The organism is Alloiococcus otitis ATCC 51267 (genome assembly GCF_000315445.1).
Classification (GTDB): Bacteria; Bacillota; Bacilli; order Lactobacillales; family Carnobacteriaceae_A; genus Alloiococcus; species Alloiococcus otitis.
Genome location: NZ_JH992957.1, coordinates 550094 through 561204 on the forward strand (window position 1 = coordinate 550094; position 11111 = coordinate 561204).

Consider the following 11111-nt stretch of genomic DNA (forward strand, 5'->3'; position numbering starts at 1 on the left):
TTCCTTCATTTGCTGAATCTTACTGGTCTGATTTGCGCTTGAACCGGTCCTTGTCCCGGTCTTGAAATTTAGCCATGACTTGTTGGAAGGCCTGGTCTAAATCAATCTCCAAGGCATTGGCCATGGAAATCACCACAAAGAGGACGTCCCCCAACTCTTCTTGCAAAGACTTGGGGTCTTCACTTGCTTTCTTCTGTTTTTCCCCATGGTAGTGGTTAATCTCTCGGGCTAATTCGCCGGTTTCTTCCGTCAGCCGGGCCATCATCGCTAAAGGGGAAAAGTAGCCTACTTCAAATTGGCCAATAAAATCGTCTACCTGTTTTTGCATGTCTGCCATATCCGTCATTTAATCCCTCCTCTAGCTATTGGCTTTAGGCTCAAGTCCCTTTCAAGGGGTCTGAAGATTAGGTCTTGTTCTCTTCATTCAAGTAATTGTTAATATCAATTAATTCCTGGCTTAGCTTGTAGAAGGTCTCCTTGTCATCTTCCTGCAAGGCCTGGTCGATGGCCTGGTGGATTTCCTCCTTGCGCACATTGAGCTGGAAGTTATCCAAGGCGTCCTCCACTTGAACAACCAGGTCAGCCGGAACTCGGTCATTCCAACGAGCATAAGGGTTATCTTCCAAGACCTTGACATAGGCCGGGCTAATATTTTTGCCCACAAAGTCAACTTCAATATACAAGGGTTCGTGCCAGTTCATCCGGATTTCATGGAAGGCTTTCTCAGGGTCTTCGTATTCAATGCCACCCTTGTAAAAAAGGAAACTTCTGCCCTGGGTGTTTGCCGCCGCAATCCGGATACCCCGTGGGGTGGCATGAGCATAGTCGACAAAATGGCTCTTGTTGAGAACAATATCGTGGTTTAAGAGATAGTTTAAAATCCAAAGGGACTCCCGTCTTCTAACCTGCTGGGTCTCCGTAAACCATTTAATAAAAGCTTTCTTATCTTCTAATTTGATACGGTTCGGCATAAGATCACCTTATCCTTCAAAAAAATCTTCTTCATCCTTTAATCGCTCCAGCATGGATCTGACTTCAATATTCGAAGGATCCAGTGCCAAGTAGTCTTGGGCTATGCTTTTGACTTGGTCCACTTGCCCATCTTCTTGGAGGAAGGCCAGGTATTCCCTTAAAAAGTCCAAGTTATCTTTAAAGTAAGGGTAGGCTTGGTCAAAATAAGACCGGGCCAAGTCAAAGTTTTCCTCTTCGTTTTGGGCCGAAGCTAGGAGCCAGTAAAATTGCGGATCTATATCATTTTCGTCCAGGGCCTTTTGCAAGATCTCGATCGATTGAGAGAAGTGGCCCAGGTAATTCAAAAAATTAGCATACTCGATGATCAACGTTTCACTGTTAGGGTTTAAGGCATAAGCCTCCTGGAAATAGGTCTGGGCCTGGTCTAGTTGGTCCAACTTAATGTGAATGTTGGCCCCGATCAGGTAAAGTTGGGCATTGGTCTTGTCTAAACGTAAACCTTCTGCAACAGCCTGGGCTGCTTCTTCATGCTGGTGTGTTTGGTCCAAAGCCTGGGCTAAATAAGGGTAGAGGGAAGTGTAGGTGTGGTCCAGGGAGTGGAGCTGGCGCATGGTTTCGACACAGCGACTGTATTCCTCCAGCTGAAAATAGGTGACGCCCAGGTTAAAGAGGGTGTCGGGATCTTCTTTCTCTTCTAAGGCTTCTTGGAAGTAGGCTAAAGCCTGGTCGAAGTCCCCTGCTGCCGCATGGGCTGTCCCCAAGCGAGCATTGACCTGAATACCGGCCACTTGACTGGCCCCCATCTGGATGGTCTCTTCATAATGGTGGATGGCACGTTTGTACTGGCCGGTCGTATAGTAAAACTCTGCCAGGCCAAAGGAAATAATGGGCTCATCCGGCATCAAGGACTGGGCTTCATGAAGTTTAGACTCTGCCACCTCAGGCAACCCCTGGATTTGGTAATAATCAGCCGCCACTAAAAGCGACTGAACATAAGCCGGACTGTTGGGGGCAATTTGGTCCAACCAGTCAATGGCAACAAGGTCCTCCCCTTCTTCGATGGCAATCTCGGCCAGGTAAATCCGGAGGTCGTCATCACCAGGATCCAGGTCCAAAAGATGGTTCAGGACTTGCTTGGTGGCGTCTAGGAAACCCAATTGAAATAAAGAGTCAGCAAGCAAGTACAAGTCATCCGCCTGGTCAAAATTGAGGGCTTGGTCTAGACTTTCTTGAGCTTTTTTAAATTCATCATTTTGAATATGGTCAATAACTTGCATGGCGTAGGACATGGTTCTTCACTCCAAAAAGATTTTCCTGCTTGGGCAATGGTCGCTTCATAGTCCTATTTATTTTAACATATTATCGGTTAATCGTCAGTCTTTGACTACATGCCTAATCATTTCTTGGTTAATAAAAGACAGCTAGGAAAAAACTTGCCAAGACCGTGGCGATAAAGATAAAAGGGACAAAGGGGAGTTTTTGTTTCCGGCTGATTAGGAAGTAGCCAGTTGCCAGGAAGGAGGCCAGTCCCATAATGAGCAAGTTAGCCTGGTAGCCTAAAACGAGACCTAAGACTAAGAAAAGTTTGACATCTCCCATCCCCATTCCCTTAGAAAAGGAAAAGGTTAAAAAAAGAACGAAGAAAGAGACCACTAAACCTAGCCCCATCCCCTGCCAGGTCAAAGGTGAAAAGTAAATTAATACGGGGGCAAACACCAGAAGTAAGACATTCGGAACCCGTAAATAAAAAATATCGGATAGGGATAAGATAATTAGCAAAGAATAAACAAGGAACTCAAACAGGAAGGCTCTTGACCACCCCTGGCGGTAAAAGGCTAGACAGGCCAAAAGTCCCATGAACATTTCTGCTAAAAAGTAAACAAGGGGTATCTTAGATCGGCAAGCCCCACACCGACCCCTCAACCCTAGATAGGATAGGATGGGAATTAAGTCTAAAGCCTTTAATTTCCGGCCACAAGCATCACACTTGGACCGCCTCACCAGTCCTGATAAGGTCTGGTCTGTAGCCAAAACAGCATAAAAAGAGCCAAAAATACTGGCGTAAGTAAAGACAAGGAAATAGGTCATTTGCTTGCACCACCCTTCAAAAATACTTGCACTCTAATATACGCATTTTACTGGCTATTCCATTATTAATTTATTGTAAAAAAGCCCTGCCAAGGGTGTATTATAATTTTCTTAATTGTTTTACTATGATATCATTTATTACAGTAGAAACTGATGAGGGTTGTTTATTTTTGTGCCGATTACTACATTTGTGGAGGATGTCAATGGAAGAGATGAAGCATTTTGATTATAAACGTTTTTTAAAGCGCTACCGAGACTACTATATCGATCAAGCCAGCCCAGCCCAAAGCCTTGACCAAAAGCCTTTTACCTATAATTTACTGGACCAAAGCGAGCAAACTTTTATTGACATCGCCTTAGAACAAAACAGGGTTTGTTTAAATGACCAGGCCCTCTATATCAAGACTGTTACAAACAACAAGACTTACCAAAGTCTTATCTTCCACACCGATGGGACTATTATTAAGAGCTGCGAATCGACTGCTGTCATCATGCAACGGTTTTTCCGCCATAAGGGCCTACCCTACTCGACCCATTCCCAGTTAGGGAAGTTGATTAAGATCCACCAAAAGTGCCCTTACATGGTGAATAAAATTTGCCTGGCACCTGAGAAGGGCCTTTCAAAGGATTCAGTAAATTGGATAGGCTTACATAACGTGGTTTATCATACAGGTGATAAGGACCATACCCTGCTGAAGACGGCCACTTACAATGAATTGGTCATCCCCCTAAGCCAGAAAAAGGTTGACAAAATGGTCCACAACAGTTCTCTCCTAGCCCTTATGCACCAGGCTATCCGGATTTATACGGCTGGTCACTACGGCTTCTTGGACCATTACCCCAACCAGGAAAATGTGATTAGCCACTATATCCAAAGTCTCCGCTACCAAACCCAGCTCCCCGACCCAAGAGATATTTATCAGTACATGGAGCAGCAAAAAGTCATTGGGGCCCTCAAACATATTATGGGGATGGACTACCCGACCAAGGAAGAGTGGGACTTAATGGACCCCAAACTCCAAGCCTTCTTCGATAGCCTTGATTCCTAAACCCTCTCTTTCCTAAGCCAGTCCATAGAGGAAGGGATTTATTACTAAAATGGGGGGAAGTGACACTTATCATAAAAAATATATCTAATAATGGATTTATTTTGGAAAAATGACCCTAATGATTGGTTTTTTAGTTAATATTTAATATAATAGTACTAACTGGAGGTAATATATTCCGAAAATCAAACGCATCTCAGTTAGGAGTGATAGTTCTATGGCAAATGAGTATAATCTTAAGACAGCCGACCAAGGAGGACCAGACGATTTGGACCGGTTGGAAAAATTGCAAGAACTTCATCAAGAAGCTGAGGGCTTACATTACCGCATTGAAAATACATTGACCGATGAAATTACAAAGGGTAAGTTAGACCTACTCAACCAGACGCTTGATGAAGTTGATACCGAAAAATTCATCCAACAAGTGGCTGACCACAGCAATGACGAAATGGATGTTTTGCGTACGGTTAAAAACAGTATCATTAATATGAATACCTACAGTCGAATTGCAGCTAAAAATGGCGGGGTCCTACCGCTCACCTTATATCTGATATCTGAGCGGTATTCCATCTTAATCGAAAAAGCCCAGACCATCGATTACTTGATTGACCATGTCTTCTACAAACTGCCCAGGGAGTATGCCCAGGCCGTAGCAGACTACTCCACCATTGGCTATTCAGACATCATTAAAGACATTGTCTACGAAATCTCTAAAGAATTGGCAAGTAATTTGACTCTCAAAGAAATTGCTGACCGCCACAAGATGCACCCTGTCCACTTGGCCCGTAAGTTCAAAGCTGAAACCGGCATGACCTTTATCACTTATATCAATGAACAGCGGATTGCCCTGGCCATGTATTACTTCCACTTGGACAAGTATAAGCTGGGCCAAATTGTCAAGTTAGCTGGCTTTAACAGCCATTCCTACTTCACCAAGGTCTTCAAAAAGTCGCAAGGAATTACCCCAACCAAGTACAAGCGCTTGGTCTTAAAAGCTGAATAGGTAACTAGCGGCGGGCATGCTTTGAAACTAAGCTTAGATTTTAAGCAAGCATCAAAATAAAGCAGACCCCATAAACTGTCTAGCACCGGTTTATGAGGCCTGCTTTTTTGGTGTCTTACGTTTATTCTTGGTTCCTTAACTGGTCAAGGTAGTCCTGGTCCTCTTCACTCAAATCCAATTTAGCCAGCATGTCAGGTCGGCGGAGGGCTGTCCGCTTTAATGACTCCTGGTGCCGCCACTGGTCAATCAGTTTGTGGTTGCCGTTGCGCAAGACTTCCGGAACCGTCATGCCCCGGTACTCGATGGGCCGGGTGTAGTGGGGGTGTTCCAGCAGACCGGAGGAGTGGGAATCAGCCTGGGCCGATGCCTGGTTGCCTAAAACCCCGGGCAGGAGGCGGACACTGGCGTCGATCATGACTAAGGCCGCCAATTCCCCTCCGGTTAAAACATAGTCACCCAGCGACACTTCATCCGTGACCAAGGTCCGGATCCGCTCGTCATAGCCCTCATAGTGGCCACAAATAAAGACCAAGTGGGAAGCATTTGCAAAGTTTTCTGCCATCTTTTGGTCAAAAGGCTGGCCGGCTGGGTCCATCAAGATAACCCGGGGGCTACCACCGCCTTCTTTTTTGATCTCGTCCATGGCTTCAAACAAGGGCTCGGGCTTGAGCAGCATGCCGGCCCCGCCCCCATAAGGGGTGTCGTCGACTTGCTGGTGCTTACCTTGGCCATACTGCCGAAAGTTGGTCACCTGAATATCCACTAACCCCTTGTCTTGGGCTCGCTTCATCATGGACTGACTCAAGGGCCCTTCAAGCATTTCAGGGAACAGCGTCAAAATATCAATCTTCACCTAATCATCCAACCCCTCTAAAATATGTACGGTGATTTCCTGGCGGTCAAAGTCCAAATCCAAGATAACCGAATCAATATAGGGTAGGAGGAGGTCTTTTTGGCCAGGTCGGTCTACCACCCAAACATCATTGGCTGGGGTTTCAATAATCTCTTTCACTTGACCAAGCGGCTGGCCTGTTTCATCGACCACCTTCAAACCCACAATATCATGCTGGTAAAAGACTCCCTGGTCGAAGTCAAAATCATCCACCTGGCTAGCCTCAATGTTCAAGCTTCCCCCAACAAAGGCTTCCACCTCATTGATATTGGAGTAACCTTCAAAAGTCAATAAGTGGAAGTTTTTATGGAGGCGGTGGGCCTGAACCACCAAGTCCAAGGCCTGTTCCCCTGCTTGGTTTAACCAAGTTAGGACCTGCCCTTTTTGATAGCGTTCTTCCGGGTAGCTAGTGACCGATTGGACCCGGACCTCCCCTTTTATCCCATGGGTATTAACAATATCTCCCACCCGGTAGTATTCCGTCATACTTTCACCTTCTTAGCGCATTTCCTTTATTATAATAAGAAAAAGGAGGTGTCACAAGGACACCCCCTCAAAAGCTGACTCTTAGTCAACGATGGTTAATCGGACACGTTTTGGTCCTTCGTATTGGATGCTGTAGATAATGGCACGAATTGCTTTGGCAATCCGGCCACGTTTACCAATAACGCGACCAACGTCATCTGGGTGAACTTCCAACAAGTACTCGTGGAAGTCTTCAGTATCTTGAAGGTTGAGTTCAATATCTTCCGGATGACTTACTAAGGGTTTGACTATCGTATGAATTAATTCTCTCATTTCTTGGTCGGTTAGTACTTGACCAGTTCCTTCATCTCGGTCTTGGTCACTTGTTTCTTGACCATTTGTTTCTAAATCATTCACTTCTTGATCAGTCATATTTTACCACCTTTATCGTGTTGATTATTTTCCATATTTTTCGTTATGGTATTTCTCCATAACACCTTTATCAGACAATAATTTGCGAACAGAATCAGAAGGTTGAGCACCGTTGCGTAACCATTTCAAGGCTAATTCTTCGTCAATTTTGACGTCCTCTTCTTCTGAAATTGGGTTGTAAGTTCCAATTTGTTCAATGGACCCTTTTGAAACGTGGCGACGAGAATCTGAGACAACGATACGGTAGTAAGGGCGGCGTTTAGACCCCATCCGTTTCATGCGGATTTTAACTGCCATTTTTTCACCTCCATGTCTAGTATTTTGACTGAGCTCCATAACTCACAATGACTATCTTAACAGGTCGCTCCAGACTTGTAAAGTATTTTTTCTTTACAGGTTAAATTTTTTCGAAAATAAAAAATTATTTAATTTCAGATTACCCCTATTGTGTCCGAAAGACTTGGTCTGCTATAATAAATCGCGTCGCAAAAATCCGTTAACACTGACAAGAGAGGAGTTAGAGATGGCAGAAAATAAATGTAAAGAAATTAAATCTAAATTTTTTGGAATCGAACTGGTGGGACGTGATACTTTCAAGCCCCAACCCGCCCTTATGGCCAATTACCAGAATGACGACCAGGGCCCAAGCAAGTGGTCTACAGAGGAAACCCAAGGAAGCAATCATGGCATGGACTCTGGCAACCAGTCTCAAGATGACAAAAACCAGGAGGATGATTCAAACTGGTACAACTGGAATGAAAATGCGGACCGAGATGTGGTTATTAAGATTGGTCCACTCAGACTCTATTACCCCAACTACTACTCCTTGGTCTCCTTATCCCTGGATATCTTTGTAGGGATCTTGTACTTTATCGGGTCCCTCCTCTTCTTATCGGAAAAAACCATGGCAATCGGTTCGATATTATTTGTCATCGGTGGCTTCTTCTTCTTTATGAGACCTGTTGTTAAACTCCTAGATAACTTCCGCCAATACAATCAGGTTGGGTTGAAACGGGAGAAAGATGACCAAGAATTCGACGACAATAAATTTATTGATGTGATCTACAGTGAGGAAGTTCCAGAAGAACAAGAAGAAGAGAATCAAATTGATGACTATTACGCTGAATACTACGAAAACTAAGTTGAAACTTGGCTCAATGAAAGAAAAAGACTAAATTCAGTCAAATGAAAAAAGCCCCCCTACATTTGGGAGGGCTTTTTTACTGCTTACTGGCTCGCCAACCAGCCTCTTGAGCTTCAGCTTCATTTTGGAAACACGCTTCACCTGATTCTGGATCAATATCGACCTGGTCATAGTAGCGGCCATCCGGGGTATGGTAAATTTTCTCACCTTGGCTATTAATATTGCCTTTCACCGGACAGGATTCTGAATGGTCTTCCCTAGCTTCATCTTGGGATGAATTCAAGTCTGGCAAGTCCCCATCTTGGCTCGGTCCAGCAGGTCCCTGACTAGAGCCATCAGAATAATCGATAGCAACCCCTTCTTGGATATTGGGTATATAGACATTAAACAGGACCCCTTGACCGTTATCTTCGATGGAAAAAGCTTCCATATAGGCACCTGAGGCCAGTCGATTATCCTCTTCAAAGATAGGGGTCACCCGGTAGCGGACATGGTTATCTTCTTCCTCAATATAAAAAGCAACAAAGTTCTCAAAGTCCGCCATGGCCTCATTGAACCAACGTGTCCCTGTCATTAAATTTTCAAAGTCATCAACACCAGTCAGTTGGTAGCCAATCAAGTGGGACCGGTTGTACAGCCAGCCACCCGCCCCAACATTCGCATACCGGGCCTGGTCCCAGCCAGTGGGTTCAAATTGACCAATCTCCCCTCTCTCTTCACTAGGCAAGGATTCCGGTCCAATCAAGGCATTAGCCTCCCCAACCCGGTCCAAGTCATCCAGGTCTTCATTGCTGTGGTAAGGATCAAGGCTAGTGATATCCTGATCGCTGAAGTAAGGAATATTGTCATTGATGACCAGCACATCTTCCCCCGCTTGGTCAGGAACTTGGCTGGGCGCTTTGAAGTCACCCTCCTCATTAGGCTCTAGCGTCATGCTGGTTTGGTCTGGATTAGAATCTAGAAGCTCAGGTAGATATTGGCAAGCCGGAAGAAAACAGAGGGCAAAGACAAGGAGGACAAGACGGGACCATTTAGACCAGTTAGGCTTGGACATAAAATCACCTTTCTATATGCTCGATCAAATAAAAAACTATAAAATTAAAATATAGGAATTAGGAAAACTTGTCAATAGAAGGAACAGGCGCAAGAAAGCTAGCTGACCGGAATTCGATAGAAAATGATTATTTGATGGTGGCTTAATTATGAGGATTCTACTGGTCTTTTTCATTGACAAAAATAAAAGAGTGGGGGGAGAGGCCCACCAACATTAAATATTATAGAACCCAAAAAAACCTACCCAATCGTTGATTGGGTAGGTCCGTTTTAGAATGGTAGGCTAGGTTAATAAGTGTTTCAAGACTGGTTCATTATTTAAAATGATTAGTCTTCTTTATTTTTGTGAGTGAATAGGCCACCTGCTAAGCTTGTTAGACCGAGTAGTCCGAGTGCCCAAGCAGAAGTAGCAGTGTCTGGTAAAGTTTGACCTGGTTTCTCTTCTTTACCCGGTTTTTGTTCAGCCGGTTTTTCACCCGATTTTTGCTCACCTGGTTTTTGCTCACTTGGTTTTTCGCCTGGTTTTTGCTCACCTGGTTTTTCACCTGGTTTTTGCTCACCTGGTTTTTCGCCTGGTTTTTGCTCACCTGGTTTTTCGCCTGGTTTTTCACCCGGTTTTTGCTCGCCTGGTTTTTCGCCTGGTTTTTCGCCGCCTGGTTCTTCACCTGGTTTTTCCCCGCCTGGTTCTTCACCGTCTGGGTCTTCACCGTCTGGGTCTTCACCATCTGGGTCTTCCCCACCTGGTTCTTCACCGTCTGGGTCTTCGCCGCCTGGTTCTTCACCATCTGGGTCTTCGCCGCCTGGTTCTTCGACTTTTTCGCGAGCAGTGAAAGTCTTACTGTCTTCGTCGTAAGACCATTCAAGGTCACCTAGGTCGTTTTCGTTTGCCCAGTTGCGGAAGTATTTCTCTGCTTCTTCAGCACTTTTAGCTTTAACAGTGGTGGCACCGTTTTTGCCTTTGGTTCGTTGTGCGAAGTAGTAAAGGGTGTAAACTGCTTCTTCTTCACCTGGCTCTTCCGGTTCGCCTGGTTCTTCGCCATCTGGATCTTCGACTTTTTCACGAGCAGTGAAAGTCTTACTGTCTTCGTCATAAGACCATTCGAGGTCACCTAAGTCGTTTTCATTTGCCCAGTTGCGGAAGTATTTCTCTGCTTCTTCTGCACTTTTAGCTTTAACAGTGGTGGCACCGTTTTTGCCTTTGGTTTGTTGTGCGAAGTAGTAAAGGGTGTAAACGGCTTCTTCTTCACCTGGTTCCTCGCCATCTGGATCTTCGACTTTTTCACGGGCAGTGAAGGTCTTAGTTTCTTCGTCATAAGACCATTTGAGGTCACCCAGGTCGTTTTCGTTTGCGAAGTTTTTGAAGTATGTTTCTGCTTCTTCTGCACTTTTAGCTTTAACAGTGGTGGCACCGTTTTTGCCTTTGGTTCGTTGTGCGAAGTAGTAAAGGGTGTAAACGGCTTCTTCTTCACCTGGCTCTTCTGGTTCATTTGGTTCGCCTGGTTCTTCGACTTTTTCACGGGCGATGAAGGTCTTAGTTTCCGGATCGTAACTTTCCCATTCGAGGTCGCCTAGGTCATTTTCGTTTACCCAGTTACGGAAGTATGCTTCTGCACGATCGGAATTAGGTGCTTTAACAGTAGTCACACCGTTTTTGCCTTTGGTTCGTTGTGCGAAGTAGTAAAGGGTGTAAACTGCTTCTTCTTCACCTGGCTCTTCCGGTTCGCCAGGCTCTTCGTCATCGTCCCCACCATTGTCTGGTGCTGGGTTCGGTGATAGTAGGTAGTAGTAACGGCCATTTGCCCCTTGGCTTACTGTGTAGGATTCATTAACTGGATCTGTTTCCAAGGCTTTTTCTGCCGCTGCACTAGCATTTTCTGGAGTCAAGTAGCCATTTTGATTGTTTTCTTCTGGCTCTTCGTCATCGTCCCCACCATTGTCTGGTGCTGGGTTCGGTGACAATAGGTAGAAGTAACGACCGTTTGCCCCTTGGCTTACTGTGAAGGATTTATTAACTGG

At 45.0% G+C, this 11111-nt stretch carries 13 protein-coding genes; 3 read left to right on the plus strand and 10 right to left on the minus strand.

Features of this window, described 5'->3' with window-relative positions:
* Positions 1–19: 19 nt before the first annotated feature.
* From HMPREF9698_RS02550 to HMPREF9698_RS02565, 4 genes are all read right to left on the minus strand, one after another.
* The gene (locus HMPREF9698_RS02550) at positions 20–346 is read right to left on the minus strand and encodes a nucleotide pyrophosphohydrolase (protein WP_003777017.1); all 327 of its coding nucleotides are present in this window, start codon (positions 344–346) and stop codon (positions 20–22) included.
* Between the two features lie 58 nt (positions 347–404).
* Positions 405–971, minus strand: coding sequence for a ReoY family proteolytic degradation factor (locus HMPREF9698_RS02555; protein WP_003777019.1), 567 nt, complete (start codon positions 969–971; stop codon positions 405–407).
* A 9-nt stretch (positions 972–980) separates the two neighbouring features.
* On the minus strand, positions 981–2261 hold the full coding sequence (locus HMPREF9698_RS02560; RefSeq protein WP_003777021.1) for a tetratricopeptide repeat protein: 1281 nt from the start codon (positions 2259–2261) through the stop codon (positions 981–983).
* Between the two features lie 118 nt (positions 2262–2379).
* Positions 2380–3060: a prepilin peptidase gene (locus tag HMPREF9698_RS02565; protein WP_003777022.1), complete on the minus strand. Its 681-nt coding sequence runs from the start codon at positions 3058–3060 to the stop codon at positions 2380–2382.
* A 203-nt stretch (positions 3061–3263) separates the two neighbouring features.
* On the opposite strand from HMPREF9698_RS02565, the gene HMPREF9698_RS02570 reads away from it, so the two are divergent.
* Together HMPREF9698_RS02570 and HMPREF9698_RS02575 are read left to right on the plus strand one after the other, a co-directional pair.
* Positions 3264–4109 carry a hypothetical protein gene (locus tag HMPREF9698_RS02570; protein ID WP_003777023.1) on the plus strand — a complete coding sequence of 282 codons (846 nt, stop codon included), beginning with the start codon at positions 3264–3266 and terminating at the stop codon, positions 4107–4109.
* A gap of 214 nt (positions 4110–4323) precedes the next feature.
* Positions 4324–5109 (plus strand): helix-turn-helix domain-containing protein, encoded by a 786-nt coding sequence (locus HMPREF9698_RS02575; protein WP_003777026.1) that lies wholly within the window; start codon positions 4324–4326, stop codon positions 5107–5109.
* 121 nt (positions 5110–5230) lie between these two features.
* Here HMPREF9698_RS02575 and trmD read toward each other — a convergent pair whose 3' ends face one another.
* From trmD to rpsP, 4 genes are all read right to left on the minus strand, one after another.
* Positions 5231–5962 (minus strand): tRNA (guanosine(37)-N1)-methyltransferase TrmD, encoded by a 732-nt coding sequence (trmD, locus tag HMPREF9698_RS02580; protein WP_003777029.1) that lies wholly within the window; start codon positions 5960–5962, stop codon positions 5231–5233.
* Positions 5963–6487: a ribosome maturation factor RimM gene (gene rimM, locus HMPREF9698_RS02585; protein WP_003777031.1), complete on the minus strand. Its 525-nt coding sequence runs from the start codon at positions 6485–6487 to the stop codon at positions 5963–5965.
* Positions 6488–6568: 81 nt separating this feature from the next.
* Positions 6569–6799, minus strand: a complete 231-nt coding sequence (locus HMPREF9698_RS02590) for a KH domain-containing protein (protein ID WP_040292407.1) — start codon at positions 6797–6799, stop codon at positions 6569–6571.
* A 123-nt stretch (positions 6800–6922) separates the two neighbouring features.
* Entirely contained in the window at positions 6923–7195 is a 273-nt protein-coding gene (rpsP, locus tag HMPREF9698_RS02595; protein WP_003777034.1) for a 30S ribosomal protein S16, read from the minus strand.
* A 226-nt stretch (positions 7196–7421) separates the two neighbouring features.
* On the opposite strand from rpsP, the gene HMPREF9698_RS02600 reads away from it, so the two are divergent.
* Positions 7422–8039: a YrhK family protein gene (locus HMPREF9698_RS02600; protein WP_003777037.1), complete on the plus strand. Its 618-nt coding sequence runs from the start codon at positions 7422–7424 to the stop codon at positions 8037–8039.
* A 79-nt stretch (positions 8040–8118) separates the two neighbouring features.
* Here HMPREF9698_RS02600 and HMPREF9698_RS02605 read toward each other — a convergent pair whose 3' ends face one another.
* Positions 8119–9096 carry a DNA/RNA non-specific endonuclease gene (locus HMPREF9698_RS02605; RefSeq protein WP_003777040.1) on the minus strand — a complete coding sequence of 326 codons (978 nt, stop codon included), beginning with the start codon at positions 9094–9096 and terminating at the stop codon, positions 8119–8121.
* A 326-nt stretch (positions 9097–9422) separates the two neighbouring features.
* Positions 9423–11111: DUF5633 domain-containing protein (locus HMPREF9698_RS09000; RefSeq protein WP_003777042.1), on the minus strand; the 1689-nt coding region annotated here is incomplete at its 5' end.